Source organism: Vibrio sp. 10N.247.311.13, from assembly GCF_041467595.1.
Taxonomy (GTDB): domain Bacteria; phylum Pseudomonadota; class Gammaproteobacteria; order Enterobacterales; family Vibrionaceae; genus Vibrio; species Vibrio crassostreae_C.
Genome location: NZ_JBFSUX010000013.1, coordinates 86,788 through 104,410, shown reverse-complemented (window position 1 = coordinate 104,410; position 17,623 = coordinate 86,788). Strand labels below are relative to the sequence as shown.

General features: G+C 44.4%; 12 protein-coding genes and 1 tRNA gene. 4 read left to right on the top strand and 9 right to left on the bottom strand.

The features are described from left to right. Positions 1–182 precede the first annotated feature (182 nt). A tRNA-Ile gene (locus AB6E52_RS08240) sits at positions 183–258 on the top strand. Positions 259–462: 204 nt separating this feature from the next. Beyond that, positions 463–1,731, top strand: a complete 1,269-nt coding sequence (locus tag AB6E52_RS08235; RefSeq protein ID WP_017061406.1) for an O-acetylhomoserine aminocarboxypropyltransferase/cysteine synthase family protein — start codon at positions 463–465, stop codon at positions 1,729–1,731. Positions 1,732–1,833: 102 nt separating this feature from the next. Here the strand turns inward: AB6E52_RS08235 and glmS are convergent, their stop codons facing one another. Then, entirely contained in the window at positions 1,834–3,666 is a 1,833-nt protein-coding gene (glmS, locus tag AB6E52_RS08230) for a glutamine--fructose-6-phosphate transaminase (isomerizing) (RefSeq protein ID WP_017067690.1), read from the bottom strand. A 107-nt stretch (positions 3,667–3,773) separates the two neighbouring features. Further along, positions 3,774–4,544, bottom strand: coding sequence for a DeoR/GlpR family DNA-binding transcription regulator (locus AB6E52_RS08225; protein WP_017061404.1), 771 nt, complete (start codon positions 4,542–4,544; stop codon positions 3,774–3,776). A gap of 429 nt (positions 4,545–4,973) precedes the next feature. Between AB6E52_RS08225 and pykF the strand changes: the two genes are divergently transcribed. Both pykF and AB6E52_RS08215 read left to right on the top strand, forming a co-directional pair. Beyond that, positions 4,974–6,386 (top strand): pyruvate kinase PykF, encoded by a 1,413-nt coding sequence (gene pykF / locus AB6E52_RS08220; RefSeq protein ID WP_017061403.1) that lies wholly within the window; start codon positions 4,974–4,976, stop codon positions 6,384–6,386. 176 nt (positions 6,387–6,562) lie between these two features. Beyond that, complete coding sequence (locus tag AB6E52_RS08215; RefSeq protein WP_080582236.1) at positions 6,563–7,234, top strand: GntR family transcriptional regulator; 672 nt, start codon at positions 6,563–6,565, stop codon at positions 7,232–7,234. A 576-nt stretch (positions 7,235–7,810) separates the two neighbouring features. Here AB6E52_RS08215 and AB6E52_RS08210 read toward each other — a convergent pair. From AB6E52_RS08210 to AB6E52_RS08180, 7 genes are all read right to left on the bottom strand, one after another. Next, complete coding sequence (locus AB6E52_RS08210; protein WP_102321196.1) at positions 7,811–9,694, bottom strand: diguanylate cyclase; 1,884 nt, start codon at positions 9,692–9,694, stop codon at positions 7,811–7,813. 113 nt (positions 9,695–9,807) lie between these two features. Beyond that, positions 9,808–10,302 carry an acetolactate synthase small subunit gene (ilvN, locus tag AB6E52_RS08205; RefSeq protein ID WP_008219984.1) on the bottom strand — a complete coding sequence of 165 codons (495 nt, stop codon included), beginning with the start codon at positions 10,300–10,302 and terminating at the stop codon, positions 9,808–9,810. A 1-nt stretch (position 10,303) separates the two neighbouring features. After that, positions 10,304–12,061, bottom strand: a complete 1,758-nt coding sequence (locus AB6E52_RS08200) for an acetolactate synthase 3 large subunit (RefSeq protein WP_017062926.1) — start codon at positions 12,059–12,061, stop codon at positions 10,304–10,306. A 460-nt stretch (positions 12,062–12,521) separates the two neighbouring features. After that, positions 12,522–14,330: a long-chain fatty acid--CoA ligase gene (locus AB6E52_RS08195; protein ID WP_102321197.1), complete on the bottom strand. Its 1,809-nt coding sequence runs from the start codon at positions 14,328–14,330 to the stop codon at positions 12,522–12,524. 202 nt (positions 14,331–14,532) lie between these two features. Beyond that, entirely contained in the window at positions 14,533–15,492 is a 960-nt protein-coding gene (gene leuO / locus AB6E52_RS08190) for a transcriptional regulator LeuO (RefSeq protein WP_017061397.1), read from the bottom strand. Between the two features lie 346 nt (positions 15,493–15,838). After that, entirely contained in the window at positions 15,839–16,894 is a 1,056-nt protein-coding gene (locus tag AB6E52_RS08185; protein ID WP_102321198.1) for an MJ1255/VC2487 family glycosyltransferase, read from the bottom strand. Between the two features lie 54 nt (positions 16,895–16,948). Further along, a complete protein-coding gene (locus AB6E52_RS08180) occupies positions 16,949–17,473 on the bottom strand; it encodes a phosphatase PAP2 family protein (protein WP_017061395.1) in 525 nt (174 codons plus the stop codon). Positions 17,474–17,623 lie beyond the last annotated feature (150 nt).

Genomic DNA, 17,623 nt, shown 5'->3' with positions numbered 1-17,623 from the left:
ACTGAGCCCGTAGAGGACTTTCACCTCCTAGATCAACGCCATGCTCGGCGCACAATAAGAAAAGGTGAGCGTTGGCTCACCTTTTTTTTATCCGTATGATTTAAGTGGCTAAGATGTAAGCGGAATTGCCCCTTATAGTGTCTAGACACCACTGAATGCTTCCCCTATAATCTATGCCCTACGGCCCCTTAGCTCAGTGGTTAGAGCGCACGACTCATAATCGTTCGGTCCCCAGTTCAAATCTGGGAGGGGCCACCAAATTAGAAAAGCCAGAACAGTTCACGCTGCTCTGGCTTTTTGCTTTTCTGGTTCCGTACCAATCACGCCCTGCACTTCCGAACCAAAAACGAATAGTCCCGCACACAATTCCAATTGCCTCTCTGTGACTAAACATACTTTTCTTTTATAAAAAAATCGGCAATATGAGAGTACATCAATCGCTCAATAGTTCAGGGAAGACTCATGAAAGACGAAACACTCTCGATTCACTTCGGTTACGACACTGATCCAACAACCAAATCGGTTGCGACACCTATTTACCAAACCGTTGCTTACGAATTCGATGACGCACAACACGGCGCCGACCTCTTTAACCTTGCGGTGCCAGGTAATATCTACACTCGTATAATGAACCCAACCAATGATGTGTTGGAAAAACGCATGGCAGCCTTAGAAGGTGGAATTGCAGGCTTAGTGGTGAGTGCAGGCAGTGCTGCGATCAACTATGCGATTCAGACGTTGGCGCAAATCGGTGACAACATTGTTTCAACGCCTCAGCTTTACGGTGGTACTTACACCCTATTTGCTCATATGCTGCCAAACCAAGGGATAGAAGTTCGTTTTGCTAAAGACGATAAACCAGAAAGCTTAGCGGCACTGATCGATGAAAAAACCAAGGCGGTTTACTGTGAAAGTATTGGTAACCCAGCAGGTAATATTATCGACTTAGAACGTGTTGCAGAACTTGCTCACGCACAAGGTGTACCTGTGATTGTTGATAATACGGTGGCGACACCTGTGCTGTGTAAACCTATCGATTTTGGTGCTGACATCGTGGTGCACTCACTAACTAAATACGTGGGTGGTCACGGTACAACGTTAGGTGGCGTGATTGTCGACTCAGGCAAATTCCCATGGGCACAACACAAAGACCGCTTCCCTGTATTTAATCAGCCAGAGCCTTCTTATCATGGCGTGGTTTATACCGAGGCCTTTGGTGAGGCTGCGTTTATTGGTCGTGCTAGAACGGTTCCCCTGCGTAATACAGGTGCAGCACTGTCACCTATGAATGCTTTCATGTTAATGCAAGGTTTGGAGACGTTGTCGTTGCGCATGGAGCGACACACAGAGAACGCCTTGAAAGTAGCAGAATACCTCAAGCAACACGAGAAAGTCAGCTGGGTAAGTTACGCTGGCCTACCTGATTCAGAGTTCTATCCACTCGCTGAAAAGTACATGCAAGGTAAGCCATCGGCCATTCTATCTTTTGGTTTAAAAGACGGTTATGAAGCCGGTGTTCGCTTCTATGATGCACTGCAAATCTTCAAGCGCCTGGTTAACATTGGCGATGCGAAATCTCTCGCTTGTCACCCAGCTTCGACGACACACCGTCAACTAAGCGAAGCGGAACAGAAACAAGCCGGTGTATCACCGGAGATGATTCGCCTATCAGTAGGTATCGAGCACATCGACGATATCTTGGCTGACCTAGAGCAAGCACTGAGCGCTTAATGACGCTACAGCTAGCTCTAACACTGATCGTTAACTAACGGACATAAAAAAGCCCATCACTGAATGGGCTTCTTATTATCTATTTCTTAGATAAGCTGTCGATTACTCAACGGTTACCGCTTTCGCTAGGTTACGAGGTTGGTCAACGTCGGTACCTTTTATTAGTGCGACATGGTAAGACAGCAGCTGCATCGGTACTGTGTAGTAGATAGGCGCTGTTACTTCACTTACGTGAGGCATCTTGATGATCTTCATGTTCTCATCGCTTTCAAAGCCCGCATCTTCATCAGCGAATACGTAAAGTAGACCGCCACGAGCACGCACTTCTTCAACGTTCGATTTCAGCTTCTCTAGTAAGTCGTTGCTTGGTGCAATAACGACTACAGGCATATCTGCATCGATAAGAGCCAAAGGACCGTGCTTAAGCTCACCAGCTGCGTATGCTTCTGCGTGGATGTAAGAGATCTCTTTCAGTTTAAGAGACGCTTCCATCGCGATTGGGTAGAACTCACCACGACCCAAGAACAGTGTGTGATGCTTATCAGCAAAATCAGGTGCCAGTGCTTCAATTTCTTTATCGAACGCTAATGCTTTCTCGATATCAGCAGGCAGTTGGTGAAGTGCTTGAACGATTTCCGCTTCTTTTTCTTCATTGATACGACCTTGTAGACGACCAATTGACGTTACCATCATCAGCATCGCTGCTAGTTGAGTTGTGAAAGCTTTAGTAGAAGCAACACCGATCTCTGTTCCTGCGCGAGTCATGAAGGCAAAATCAGATTCACGAACCAGTGAAGAACCCGCAACGTTACAGATAGTCATTGCAGACATATAACCCTTCTCTTTTGCAAGACGAAGTGCAGCAAGCGTATCCGCCGTTTCACCAGATTGAGACAGAGTCACCAATAGGCTGTTCGGACGAACAACGAAATCACGGTAACGGAATTCAGAAGCAATCTCTACGTCACAGCTTACGCCAGCTAGAGATTCAAACCAGTAACGCGCTGCCATGCCTGAGTTGTAAGACGTACCACATGCGATGATCTGCACGTGTTCAACCTTGCTTAGGATCTCTTCAGCTTTAACGCCGATCGCGTTAGTGATAACCGAAGTGTCAGAGATACGGCCTTCCATTGTATTGATCAGCGCTGTTGGCTGCTCGAAGATCTCTTTCTGCATGAAGTGGCGGTATTGACCTTTGTCACCTGCGTCGTGTTCAGCGTTTGACTCAACGATTTCACGCTCAACACGCTCACCCGCTACATCAAATACCGTAACATCACGACGAGTTACCTCAGCAACATCACCTTCTTCTAGGTACATGAAGCGACGAGTTACGCTCAGTAGCGCCAGTTGATCAGAAGCAAGGAAGTTCTCGCCGACACCAAAACCGATAACGATCGGGCTACCAGAACGAGCTACAACGATACGGCTAGGATCTTTACGATCAACCGCAACCGTGCCGTACGCACCGTCTAATTGTTTTGCTGTTTTCTGTAGCGCTTCAACCAAAGAAGCTGAAGTGCGAAGTTCCCACTCAACTAAGTGAGCAATAACTTCTGTATCCGTTTGTGAAGTAAATACGTAACCACGCTCTTGCAGCATAGCGCGCAGTGCTTCGTGGTTTTCGATAATGCCATTGTGTACAACGGCAATATCACCAGACATGTGTGGGTGTGCGTTCGCTTCAGACGGCTCACCATGTGTCGCCCAACGTGTATGAGCGATACCTGTACCGCCAATCACTTGTTGCTCTTCTACTGCGTCAGCTAGCTCTTGTACTTTACCTAGGCGGCGTACACGAGTTAGGTTAGATGCAGTATCGACGACAGCGACACCAGCTGAATCGTAGCCACGGTATTCTAGACGACGAAGGCCTTCTACTAAAATTTCAGCTACATCACGCTGTGCTACTGCACCAACAATTCCACACATAGTTTCACTCCATCAATTTTGTTTTATTCCTATTGGCAGCAAGCAAAGGCCAAATCTTCATTAAGATCAATTATAGGAAGGTAAATGCATAATACTTAAATTTGTTTTTACGCTGGATCGGTCAGGATCACTCGAACATCATGTGATTCGATACTTGCTTTGGATTCTTCGCCTAAGTCTGTATCGGTAATTAAGATGTCAATGTGTTCCCATGCCAGCTCTAAGTTCGGGATCTTTCGTCCCACCTTTTCCGACTCAACCATCACGATCACTTCTCGTGACACTTCAGCCATTACTTTGCTCAGGCCAACCAGTTCGTTAAACGTGGTTGTGCCTCTATCGAGGTCGATACCATCAGCCCCAATAAATAGTTGGTCAAAATCGTAAGCACGAAGTACCGACTCTGCAACTTTGCCTTGGAAAGAGTCCGAATGGGTATCCCAAGTGCCGCCAGTCATTAATAACGTCGGCTCGCTTTCAAGCTCATTAAGCGCATTAGCAACGTGCAATGAGTTGGTCATAACAACCAAGCCACGCTTAGCATTAAGCTGCTGAATTAGAGCACCGGTCGTACTGCCACTATCGATCACGATGCGGTTATGGTCGCGAATTAAATCTGCAGCGGCTTTTGCCAATGAAATCTTTCGAGTCGAAACTTGTTGACCCAGTTCTTCGTTGACAACCTCTTTCGGTAACGAAATCGCACCACCATAACGGCGTAAAAGCTGACCGTTTTTCTCTAAAGACGCCAAGTCCTTTCTAATAGTGACTTCTGAGGTTTCGAACTTAGCGGATAATTCATCAACACTAACCTCCCCTTTTTCATTCACTAGGTTAGAAATTGCATGTCTTCTGAGCTGGGTGTTTCGTTTCGACATTTAAAAAAGGCCATTAAGTTTCGATATGAAACATATTATAGTTACAACGAAACTATTTAGTCCATTTATTTTGATCCAAAAAATTAATAAATAGCGATAAAACCTTGTCCTAAGACAATTGTTAAGCAGTGATATTGAACTCATTAGGTGGTAGAATCCGCACCCGAAAAGAAAAAAAATTACAAAACTGACTGTTATTTTTTTGCAACTTACCCCCTATATAGTGGGGTAAGTCACAGAAAACCGATATTGAATCAAAATCTTTTAGTCATAAAATGACTAAAATTGATGAAAGACTTACAACTCTGAAGGACATATTGGAAGTCCCGCGCTTTTACACAACAGGCACAAAATGTTGATGTAGCGGACCAATCTTCAGAACTTAAATAAATTTCAAATTGTAACAATACTTACCGGAGAGTACCTTCCATGAAAAAGACCAAAATCGTATGTACGATTGGCCCTAAAACTGAATCTGTAGAGAAGCTAACTGAACTAGTAGATGCTGGCATGAACGTTATGCGTCTTAACTTCTCTCACGGTGATTTCGCAGAGCACGGCACTCGTATCGCGAACTTCCGTAAAGTAATGGAAAACAAAGGTGAGCAACTTGCTATCCTTCTAGATACTAAAGGTCCAGAAATCCGTACTATCAAACTTGAAGATGGTAACGACGTAGATCTAGTAGCTGGTCAAGAGTTCACTTTCACAACTGACGCAACAGTTGTTGGTAACAAAGACGTAGTAGCAGTAACTTACCTAGGTTTCGCTAAAGACCTAACAGCAGGTAACACTATCCTTGTTGATGACGGCCTAATCGAAATGGAAGTTATCGCAACAACAGAAACTGAAGTTAAGTGTAAAGTTCTTAACAACGGTGCTCTAGGCGAAAACAAAGGTGTTAACCTTCCTGGCGTTTCTGTTCAACTTCCTGCTCTTTCTGAGAAAGACAAAGCTGACCTTAAGTTTGGTTGTGAGCAAGGCGTAGATTTCGTTGCTGCTTCTTTCATCCGTAAAGAAGAAGACGTTAAAGAAATCCGTGAGCTTCTAAACGCTAACGGCGGCGAGAACATCCACATCATTTCTAAGATTGAAAACCAAGAAGGTGTAGATAACTTCGATTCAATCCTTGAAGCTTCTGACGGCATCATGGTTGCTCGTGGTGACCTAGGTGTTGAAATCCCAGCTGAAGAAGTAATCTTCGCTCAGAAGATGATGATCGAGAAGTGTAACCGTGCACGTAAGATGGTTATCACTGCAACTCAAATGCTTGACTCTATGATCAGCAACCCACGTCCAACTCGTGCTGAAGCGGGTGACGTTGCGAACGCAATCATGGATGGTACTGATGCAGTAATGCTTTCTGGTGAAACTGCTAAAGGTAAGTACCCAGTTGAAGCTGTTACTATCATGGCTCAAATCGCGAACCGTACTGATTCAGCTCTTAAAGCTGAGCTAGGTTCTCGTCTAGACAGCCCACGTCTACGCATCACTGAAGCAGTATGTAAAGGCGCTGTAGACACAGCAGAGAAGCTAGCTGCTCCTCTAATCGTTGTTGCAACTGAAGGCGGTAAATCTGCACGTTCAGTACGTAAGTACTTCCCAACTGCAAACATCCTAGCTCTAACAACTAACGAAAAGACAGCTGCACAGCTAGTTCTTACTAAAGGTGTTAAGCCAGTTCTTGTTGACTCTATCGAGAACACAGACGCGTTCTACATCAACGGTAAAGAAATCGCTCTACAATCTGGCCTAGGTAACAAAGGCGACATCGTAGTTATGGTTTCTGGTGCTCTAGTAGCTTCTGGTACTACAAACACGGCATCTGTTCACGTTCTATAAGAATGAACCGATTCGCATAAAATATAAAAGAGGGCTTCAGCCCTCTTTTTTTATGAAACAAAATCTTGCCTAACTTTTCAGTACGCTGTATTATCAATCACAATAGAACTACGTACTGTTAACCTCCAACTGACTCTTTCTAAGAGACGGATTAGCAGACTAGAAATCATATATAGATGAGGTTTGTAATGTCTAGTCCTACGCTCACTGACAAAGTATCAAAGATGATTCGCCAAGATATTCTTAATGGTGAGTTAACCCCAGGCCAAAAGCTTGTTGTTGCTGATCTAAAAGCACGCTACAACGTTGGCGCATCCCCTATTCGCGAAGCCTTGGTACAGTTATCTTGGAGCAAATACGTAAAGCTAGAGCCACAAAAAGGCTGCTGGGTATCTCCTGTATCAAAGAAAGAACTGAATGACCTATACGAAAGCCTTCGTGTTGTATCATCGGTTCTGCTTAAAAAAGCGATTGCAGCAGGTGATGAGAGCTGGGAACTGGATGTACTAACGTCTTACCATAAACTATCGCGAGTACAGTACGTATCTGAAGAGTTTGACTGTGTAGAATGGGAAGAGCGCCACCAGCAATTCCATGTCGCACTGCTTGAAGGTGCAGATTCAGAGAACATGTTTAAGTTCTTTGATGACCTAATTAACCAAGTGAAACGTTACCGCTTCCTCGCTATGTCTGCAGAAAGCGCATCAGATGATCTGTTCAATATTGATGAGCACGAAATGATCATGAAACTAGTACTCTCTAAGAATGTAGAACAAGCAACAGAACTGCTTGATCAACACTTACTAGGTTCAATGAAACGAATTGAAGAAGTTATCGAAGCGGCATGATGCCAAGATAGATTCTAACCAAATAAAAACGGAGCCCAGCGGCTCCGTTTTTTTGTTTCCAGTACCACGACTGAACTACCACCCAAAAAACTCTTTGTGATGAGTATTGAGCAGCACAACCATAGGTAAAAAATACAATGCACTAAGTTGAAAGCCAAGAATGGCTAATGTGCCTATGGTTAACCTAACTAAAAAATCGACAAACATACCACGCCTCTTTTAACCAGACTGTATGATCCCCAAACTCTTGCTCCAGCTAACCTAATTCTACTGCTGCCTTTCAAGTTATTGATAAGGCTAGCTAACCAGCTGAATTAAGTTAACGGTGTCATCCTTTTACATCTGGTAAACACTCTATTTATTACATCGTTTAACACGATGTAATCTGAAGCAAAGTAGTTTACTTACTGTTCATTTTAGCTCAAATTTCCACCAACATTAGACTTTAGTCTAACTGTATAGATTTTGTGACACAGGTCGCTCAAAAGTGAGATTCCTAATAAAAAGAGGGAAAGGAGTCGGGGCGCGACTTGAAGAGGTGAAGCAAATAGAAGACAGGACTAGATAGAAGCGAACCTAAGCGACATCATCGTAGCTAGGACACATAGAGACCGTATTACGGCCAGACGATTTAGATTCGTAAAGCGCAACATCCGCACACTTGTATGAGCGAGTACTGTTACTGGTTAAATCCGTAAAGCCAACACTCACTGTTACCTTAGTTCCGGCCGCTAGCTCAATCTCGATTCGTAAGCGATCCAATACGCGCTTTGCTTCTGGCAGTGAGGTGTGTGGCATCAAGAGTGCAAACTCTTCTCCTCCGACACGTGCAACAAAATCCGTCCCACGAAGGCTGTCTTGCAGAAGCTTAGCAACACCAGCGATCACACGGTCGCCTTCGTCGTGGCCAAGTTCATCATTGATTCGCTTGAAGTTATCGATGTCGACTAAGGCTAAGCAAGTGGTCGCTTCGTTCGGGTAACGCTCAACCAAGCGAGAATAGTAGGCCAACTGCTCTTCGAACTTTCGTCTGTTCCAGAGGTTACTCAAAGAGTCACGTTCACTTAAAATCCTCAAACGCACCTCAAGCTCCTTCCTTACGGAAATATCAACCAACGAGGTGATGTAGTAACTGACTTTGCCTGAATTGTTTTTGACCGCATGCACTCGCATGATCGCAGTAAAAGGAATACGCAGCTTGTTCTTACACTGAACCTCCCCTTCCCATACTTCTTCTTGCTCTAAATGACTCCAAATAGCCGAGCTTGAGAGCACTTGATCGGTATTCTCAAGCAACAGTTGCAATGCATTCTGACCGATAACTTGTTTTTTGCAGTACCCTGTCATGTTCTCAAATTCGTTATTGATCATCATTGTGCGGTGCTGCTTATCAGAGATCATCACTGCCGACATGCCATTCAATGCGGCGCGTGCCAATTTACTCTCCAGGCTTCGGCGTCGGTAGTGCGTCACCAGGTAAGCAAATGGGAAGGCGAAAATCAGCACCGTTAGCAATACAAACACTTCTTCTTGAGAGAGGTCACTTAAGCTCGGTTCAGCCCTATCCATCAATTGCTTCTGATTAAGTTGAATCAGCAAATGAACCTTTTGACTGTTCGCGAGCATAACCGTGTTAAAGGCAAACAAATTACCATCTTCAAAAACGTGTCCCACCTGATCATTGGAGATCGCATCCCACGTCTTCGGCGCGATATTTTTCAGGTTGTAGCCTTTTCTTTCAGGAATAGAGTCTCCGAACAATTTACCGCTGTTGTTACTCGCGATGAAGTAGCCCGCGTCATTGAGAACTTCTGCTCTAAGATCGTTATCTGGTGAAAAGCTAAGACGCGACGATAGACCCCATACATCCAGATTGATGACAAGGTATCCGACTCTTTTGTTAGGGGTTTCTACTGGGGTAAAGACACGGATTACCGGCGAATACGGGAAGGTGACTTCACCATGCTCCGTTTCAAGCTCAATACCCCAACCGCCAATCTGTTCGGCTTCTAGTTTTTGAGCGTATTGGAAGTAGTTAGAATCCGATCTATCTTGCAGTTGTTGAGGAAACGTCACTCTACCAGTCTCAGAGGAGTAGTTAACGCGCACCAATTCTTTGCCAGTGACATCTAACAGGTGAATTTGTGTATACCACTTCTGGTTCACTAGAACAGATTGCCAGACCTCTTCAAGTAGATGTTTGGTTTGGTCTGAGGGAGAGGAAGCAAAGTTAACCAAGCTCTGGCTATGACTGAGTAACTCCATGACCGAGACTAACTGAGTCTTGAGAAGATCGTAATCTCGCTTGGCATACACTAACTGATGAACGGCTTGCTTAGCTGAGTAGTCAAAGCTCTGCTGTTTTACTTCTTTGTAACGCTGCAAATAATACAGACATACTGCAGAAGACAATATGATAGAGATAATCAGCAATGTAATTATTGATTTTTTATTTCGCATTGCTAACTCAGATGAATGGAAGTGCAGCGCGGGATTATAGCACTCTAAAAAATTAACAAAATAAAAGCCGCTTAAAAAAGCGGCTTTAAAGTTATTTTTTAAAGACTTATCGTCTAGGCTTTCAACGCACGTTCGCCTCGTGCGATGCCAACAACACCACTTCGAGCCACTTCAAGCACTTCCGTCACTTCAGACAGCGCCTGAATGAAGGCATCCAATTTCTCGCTCGTACCCGCCATTTGAACCGTATATTGAGAAGCCGTGACATCAACAATCTGACCACGGAAGATATCTGCTGTGCGCTTCACTTCTGCTCGAGCAAAGCCGCTCGCACGAACTTTAACCATCAACAGCTCACGTTCAATATGCTCAAGCTCAGACACTTCTTGTACTTTAAGTACGTCGATTAGCTTATGCAGTTGTTTCTGAATCTGCTCAAGCTGCATTTCGCTAGAGTTAGTAGTGACGTTCAAACGAGACAGCGTCGGATCATCGGTTGGAGATACGTTCAAAGACTCGATGTTGTAGCCACGCTGAGAAAACAAGCCAACCACACGAGAAAGCGCACCAGGTTGGTTTTCCATTAGTAGTGAAATAATGTGTCTCATATTATGTTCTCTCCGTTTTGCTTAGCCACATGTTATCCATACCCTCGCCTTTGATCTGCATTGGGTATACGTGCTCGGTGTCATCCACACTAATATCGACAAATACCAAACGGTCTTTCATCGCCAGTGCTTTTTCCAAACCTGATTCCAGTTCATCCGGAGATGAAATACGCATACCAACGTGGCCATAAGCCTCAGCGATAGCAGCAAAATCAGGAACAGAGTCCATATATGAGTTAGAGTAACGGCCTTGATAAACAATGTCTTGCCACTGTTTTACCATGCCTAGGAAACGGTTGTTAAGGTTAATAATCTTAACAGGAATATTGTATTGCAGCGCAGTCGACAGCTCTTGGATATTCATTTGAATACTGCCGTCACCGGTTACCACAACCACTTCTTCATCTGGCTTAGCAAACTTAACGCCCATACCAGCAGGCAGGCCAAAGCCCATAGTGCCTAGACCACCAGAGTTAATCCAACGACGCGGCTTGTTAAATGGGTAGTACAAAGCAGCAAACATTTGGTGTTGACCTACATCAGAAGCAACATAGGCATCGCCATTGGTTACTTTATGCAGTGTTTCAATTACTTGTTGAGGTTTGATGCGCTCAGACGATTTCTCATAAGCTAGGCAGTCACGCTCTTGCCACTGCTTGATTTCACTCCACCAGCTTTCAATCGCTTCTGCATCGTTAGTGCCGCCTTGCTCAACGAGCAAGTTCACCATGCTCTCTAGAACCTTTTCAGCAGAACCTACAATCGGTAGATCCACTTTTACGTTCTTAGAGATCGAAGATGGGTCGATATCAATGTGCATGATCTTCGCATCAGGGCAGTACTTATCTAGGTTATTAGTCGTTCGATCATCGAAACGTACGCCAATACCAAAGATCAAATCCGCATTGTGCATCGCCATATTGGCTTCATACAAACCATGCATGCCCAACATACCCAAAGAGTTCTTATGGGTGCCAGGGAAAGCGCCAAGCCCCATTAGGGTGCTTACCACAGGTAAATTCAGTGCCTCTGCTAATTTTAACAGCGGCTTATCTGCCTCAGAAATAACCGCACCACCACCGACATAAAGTACCGGCTTCTTCGCTTCAAGAAGGGCTTTTAGCGCCTTTTTGATCTGACCTTTATGACCCGTAACCGTTGGGTTATACGAACGCATTTTGAGCGTTTCTGGGTATTCATAAGGAAGCTTGATTTGTGGGTTTAAGATGTCTTTCGGCAGATCAATAACCACAGGACCGGGACGTCCTGTCGTTGAAATATAGAATGCTTTTTTAACGACTTCAGGGATATCTTCCGCTTTCTTAACTAAGAAGCTGTGTTTAACGATCGGGCGTGATACACCCACAATGTCACACTCTTGGAAGGCGTCGTTACCAATAAGGTTATTTGGTACGTTACCAGAAATAACAATCATTGGGATTGAGTCCATGTAGGCTGTTGCAATGCCAGTAACGGTATTGGTCGCACCTGGACCAGAACACACAAGTACTACACCCGGTTTACCGGTAGAACGAGTATAGCCATCTGCCATGTGGGTAGCGGCTTGTTCGTGTCGCACTAATACGTGTTTAATTTCAGCAGTTTTAGCATGCAACGCATCGTAGATATCAAGTACAGAACCACCTGGGTAACCAAAGATTTGTTCTACACCCTCTTCAATTAGAGACTGCACCACCATCTCAGCGCCGGATAACATTTCAGCGCCGGATGACATGGCTGTTTCAGGTTTTGTTGTCATATTGCTCTCCTCACCAGTTTCCAATCATATTTGGTGAACATGTTGGGCTGGTTTTTCATAGTCTAGGGCTTATTCGTAGCCTAATTCGAAATACTTCCACTTTTTCGGCTATGGCTGTCTGTCGTGATAACAACAAACAGTAATACGAAACAACTTTAACGCTTTATTATCATCTGGTCTAACACCTGTTATTCGGCAACTGTGCCAAAAAACCAACTATTAGCTCAAAGCATTAAATAAAACCCAACTCATCCCCACACGCCAGGTTTAAACACTAGTTAGCGAACAAAAAAAAGCACTTAATATTTAAATGAATCGCTAATTATCGATAAATAACGAGCTTATCTGTGTGCGCTTTCGCACATTGTGCTTGATCACTAGATACAAAAAATCCCCCTAAAAATGCAATCACATTCGTAGGGGGATTTTTAAACAACTGAAAATTTATCTCAGTAGAAAACTACTTATCTTTCGACTTTTCAGTGTACATTTCTTCGATTTCGTCTTGATACTTATCGTTGATAACCTTACGGCGCAGTTTCTGGGTCGGCGTCAGTTCGCCATCATCCATAGAAAACGCTTTTGGCAGTAGCTTGAACTTCTTCACTTGCTCAAACTTCGCGAGCTCTTGCTGTAGGTCATTCACACGCTTTTCTAGCATCTCAACGATTTGGTGGTGCTTGATAAGCTCAACACGGTCGTGGTACTTGATGTTCAGTTCTTTTGCATACTCTTCTAGCGAGTCGTAGCAAGGAACAATCAGTGCAGAAACGAATTTACGTGTGTCAGCGATAACCGCAATCTGTTCGATAAAGTGATCTTTACCAATCGCGCCTTCCACTACTTGTGGTGCAATGTATTTACCGCCAGAGGTTTTCATCAGCTCTTTGATACGATCAGTAATGAACAGGTTACCATTTTCATCAAAATGACCCGCATCACCGGTTTTCAAGAAGCCGTGTTCATCGAATGTTTTCGCGGTTTCTTCAGGCATCTTGTAGTAGCCACGCATTACCATTGGACCACGCACAAGAATCTCGTTCTGAGCACCAATCTTAACTTCTGCGCCCGGCATCGACATACCGATAGAATCAGGGTTAAAGCAGCGGTCATCCCAGCAAGACACCGTTGCTGTGGTTTCTGTCATGCCGTAGCCAAGTTTTACGTTGATGCCGATAGCATGGAAGAAACGACCAATCGTCTCATCAAGCTTCGCGCCACCACAAGGCATGAAGTTGATATTACCGCCCAGCAGCGCACGCAATTTAGAGAGTACTAGCTTATCTGCTAATGCATGGCTCTTCTTCAGCATTAGCGAAGGAGTGCGACCTTCTTGGTGACAAACAGAGAGTTTCGCTCCCATGTTCACCGCCCAAGTAAATAGAACCTTGCGGATAAACGGCGCTTTCGAAACCTTCTCGTGAATCGCAGAGAAAATCTTCTCGTAGAAACGTGGAACCGCACACATTACGGTTGGCTTCACGTCGCTCAGCGCGTCACGCACCTGCATGGTATCTTGCAAGTAACAGTTGGTTGCGCCTTTATAGAGAACGTAGAACGTCCACGCACGCTCAAATACGTGAGATAGAGGTAAGAAACACAATGAGACATCGTCTTTGCTTAAACTTAGACGCTCGTCATGGCCTTCTAATTGATAGCCAATATTGGTGTAATCAAGCATTACGCCTTTCGGCTGGCCAGTAGTACCAGAGGTATAGATAAGAGTCAGTAAGTCGTCCATGCTTGCATCTGCAAGACGAGCATCAAGTTCAGCTTGCTGAGCTTCAACACCGCGCGCCATGAAATCAGCCCAAGATACCGCAAAGCTATGGCCTTGAAGATCGATATCATCAGACATCGCGACAACCACTTCTAGCTGTTCACACTCTTCGAATAGGCTCACCGCCGCGTCAAATTGAACTTGCTCACCAACGAATAAGATCTTCACATCCGCATTTTGGATGATGTAAGACGACTGTGCTGCTGTGTTGGTTGGATAAATCGGCACAGTCACAAGACGAGCTTGTAAAGATGCAAAATCTGCCACGGTCCATTGAGGCATATTATTTGAATAGATACCGATCTTATCTTGAACTCTCAGTCCCTGAGCCAATAGTGCTAATGAAAGCGTATCGATTTGTTGTCCAAACTGTTCCCAGCTAATGCCTTGCCATACATTGTCTACTTTGTGCTTCAAAGCTGTACGGTTGCCGCCTTGGGCAATTTGGTCACGAAGTCTTTTTACGATATGAAAATCTAAATTGGCCATCTCTTTACCTTTAGGCTTACACCTGTAAGCTTTTTTGAGCGCACAAGTGTACCTCTGATCATGGAAAAGGCAACTGATGAAGCTCAAAGTTATAAGTAATAGTACGTCTAACGCTTAGTTTTCTACCTACTAAAATAGCGCGCATAAAAAAGCCCTAAGCCAGTCTCCTAGCTTAGGGCTTATAAATCATAGGGATTAGTGTCTAGTTAAGTGCCACTACTTCGCCACAGATCATCATTAACTGATCTCGTAACCAAATGTGTCCTTTATCCTTTTCACTTGATTCGTGCCAGCTTAGGAAGCCAGAAATCGCCGCATTATCGAATGGGAAATCTAGAATCTGAAGCTGCTCTTTGTTTGCTGCATGTTCTACCATCCAACGAGGAGCAATTGTTACTAGTTCAGATTGGCCTACAACGTAAAGAACGTTGCTCAAGCTCGTACCTTCGTAGAAAGGCGTGCAATCTAGGTCACGGTAAGCTTGCTCAGAGAAGCTACGTTGACCATGGATGCGAGACAGTTTTGCGTGCTTTTCGTTAAGCAGCTCTGCCGCAGAAACTTCACCGTTGATACGTGGGTGAGAAGCAGAAGCAACCACAACTAATTCGTCTTGGAAGATTTCAGTGCTTGAGAAGCCTTGCTCATCAAAACGAGCGTAATCAATAACGAAGTCGATTTCTTGGTAGCGCATACGCTCAGAAAGTTGACGATCGAATTCAGCATCCATGTGCAGTTTCACGCTAGGTGCTTGCTCGTTGATTGTCGACATAATCTTAGGAGCAAAACGCATATCACAAGGGCTGCAAATCGCTAGTTTGAACAGGCGAGAAGACGACTCTGGAGAGAACACAGAACTTGGTAGTTCGTTGCGTACTAACTGTAGCGCTTGGCGGATTGGACCAAACAACTGACGAGCACGTTGAGTCGGTTGAATACCACGACCTTGACGCATGAATAGTTCGTCGTTAAACATCACTTTTAGACGAGCAACAGCGTTACTTACAGCAGGCTGAGACATACCCAGATTGTGAGCTGCACGTGTAATGTTTTGCTCTTGCATAACTGCATCAAATACAGTCAAAAGATTTAAGTCGACTCCACGAAGTGTGCTTTCCATTCTGTAGCTTGCAATAGCACTCATTGCGTCTTTCTTATCTAACATTCAAGTTGCCTCTTGTCGGTTCGACAGCGTTAAATTGGTAATGGTATGAGAATAGATAACCACTAATTCTTATATTTATCAGACCGATGTTTTTCGGATTGACATTACTATTAACCAATGCATCTCGAGCTACCAACAAGATTGATAAAGAATAATTTTATTTTACCTTAATGATTAAACAACATCTAAAAATCAATTATTTATAGAGTTATAAAAAAACATAAAATGCGTCACTTATGAGTTTAATTTCGACTTATTTAGCTGTTCTATCGTTTGGTTACATTTGTTACAATTTATTGAACTCGTGAATTGTTCAACCGGTCAATTCAGAAATAGCACTTATGAGTTAGGTGAGCGATGCATAACTTGGAAAGTCGACCTTGTCCCAAAGTTGCTTTCTTAAATCATCTTGATTAGACCAATTCCCTGCTAATACCCACTCAACGAGTGCACTTGCCACGTCTGGATAGGTGACCACTTCGGCCTGTTTTTCACTGAGCCAAGCGCGCAAGATAGCCGCATCTAAAAACGTCATGGTTTGAGCTAACCCAAGGGCCTCTAGCGTCGCCACATTGCTCTGTTGTTCGAACTGTCCTTCGAGTGGTTTGAGAAGCAATTTCTTCCCCAAAGTTAGGGCTTCAGATGGCAATTCAAAGCCGCCATTTGCGACCACACCAGAGCACTGATTGAGGTCGAATTGAAAGCCCGCATGACTGAGTGGTTTGAACTCAATATTTTCAACTCGGCTATGCTCAATCACATCCGGGTGGTAACAGACAAAGTTTTGCGAAATGAACTTCATCAGCAGCTCTGAGATCGACTCAAGATCCTCAAATGGCAAATAGACCAACGTAAAGTCTTGTGTTGTTTTTATTTGTTGCTCACCAACCAGCGTGTGAACGATAGGCGGCAAAATCGGCTGTTCAAAGTGATACCAGTGCAAGCCAATAGAGTGCTCGGTTGGGGCGAAATGTTGAATCACTGAATGTTCAATCCAGTTGCCCCCTTCTTTGGGTACATCATAACGAAACGCATTCTGGTGGCTTATCCCAATGCATGGCACACCTTGTCTCTTAGCCGCCCATGCAGTGACAGGCTCAAAATCATTAATCACTAAGTCATAAGGCGTAAGATCGATCTGGTTAATCTCACGGAGAAATCGCCAGATGTTGTTCTTCATGAATGTTTTACCGTATTTAACCTGCCCCTGCTCGCTGTAAAAAGTTAAGCCGCTGCGGGTCTGATAGTTGCCAAACGCTTCCATCGAAAAGTATTTGCTCTCATCTCGCCCAGAGAACAGAAAATCGACATCAATATTTTGCTGACGAAAAGCGACGGCCATTGCTCTCGCTCGAGCGATGTGCCCATTTCCTGTGCCTTGTACGCCATATAAAATTTTCATGCATGTTCCTTTAAATTTACCACTTAAGCTCGGCAGTGGTTGCCAACAAAATAATTACAGGATGAAGCTGATAGCGAGGCTGGTACAAGCGATGCCCAAGGCTGCGCCAATCAGTACGTCCGTTAAAAAGTGCACACCGAGCAGGATTCGAGAGCCTGCAATCGCAGTTGCCCACACCAAGCTAAAGAGGTATAAGCTCGGATAGAAATGCCCGATTAGGGTCGCCATAACAAAAGCAGCAGCGGAATGCCCTGAAGGCAGACTGTATTTATCGGATGGCACAATATGAGAGTGAAGTAGTGAAGAGAATTCAGCTGGTCGACGGCGCTTGAGGGTATTTTTAGCAAACCAGTAAATAGGCAGTTCGATTGCGAAGGCGGTTAAGCCCACCAAAAGAAAGTCTCGACCGGTGTTGCTATCGACCAGCAGTGCAATCAAGGCAATCAAAACATAAAGGTGTCCATCTCCAGTATGAGACACCGCTTTACTGAGCGTTGCATGTTGCCCGCTATAACGGCTCTTTAAACAGAAAACAGAAAATGCCACATCCCAGCGGACAATAGGTTCGATAGTACGCATACGATCTCCTTAACAATCCTTATTCAGTTAAGGCTCAAGTTATGCCCAACAAATGACAGTTAAGTGACGTTTTGAATGAACTAAAATGAAATTTCCCATGCTTGATAGACAGGTCAATGGATCAAGTCAGGATGGCGATAGAAGCGACCG

What these genes read in the sequence shown, in the direction of transcription:
- AB6E52_RS08235 (WP_017061406.1), top strand. Translation starts at nt 463, where the DNA reads ATGAAAGACGAAACACTCTCGATTCACTTCGGTTACGACACTGATCCA.
- glmS (WP_017067690.1), bottom strand. Translation starts at nt 3,666, where the DNA reads ATGTGTGGAATTGTTGGTGCAGTAGCACAGCGTGATGTAGCTGAAATT.
- AB6E52_RS08225 (WP_017061404.1), bottom strand. Translation starts at nt 4,544, where the DNA reads ATGTCGAAACGAAACACCCAGCTCAGAAGACATGCAATTTCTAACCTA.
- pykF (WP_017061403.1), top strand. Translation starts at nt 4,974, where the DNA reads ATGAAAAAGACCAAAATCGTATGTACGATTGGCCCTAAAACTGAATCT.
- AB6E52_RS08215 (WP_080582236.1), top strand. Translation starts at nt 6,563, where the DNA reads ATGAGGTTTGTAATGTCTAGTCCTACGCTCACTGACAAAGTATCAAAG.
- AB6E52_RS08210 (WP_102321196.1), bottom strand. Translation starts at nt 9,694, where the DNA reads ATGCGAAATAAAAAATCAATAATTACATTGCTGATTATCTCTATCATA.
- ilvN (WP_008219984.1), bottom strand. Translation starts at nt 10,302, where the DNA reads ATGAGACACATTATTTCACTACTAATGGAAAACCAACCTGGTGCGCTT.
- AB6E52_RS08200 (WP_017062926.1), bottom strand. Translation starts at nt 12,061, where the DNA reads ATGACAACAAAACCTGAAACAGCCATGTCATCCGGCGCTGAAATGTTA.
- AB6E52_RS08195 (WP_102321197.1), bottom strand. Translation starts at nt 14,330, where the DNA reads ATGGCCAATTTAGATTTTCATATCGTAAAAAGACTTCGTGACCAAATT.
- leuO (WP_017061397.1), bottom strand. Translation starts at nt 15,492, where the DNA reads ATGTTAGATAAGAAAGACGCAATGAGTGCTATTGCAAGCTACAGAATG.
- AB6E52_RS08185 (WP_102321198.1), bottom strand. Translation starts at nt 16,894, where the DNA reads ATGAAAATTTTATATGGCGTACAAGGCACAGGAAATGGGCACATCGCT.
- AB6E52_RS08180 (WP_017061395.1), bottom strand. Translation starts at nt 17,473, where the DNA reads ATGCGTACTATCGAACCTATTGTCCGCTGGGATGTGGCATTTTCTGTT.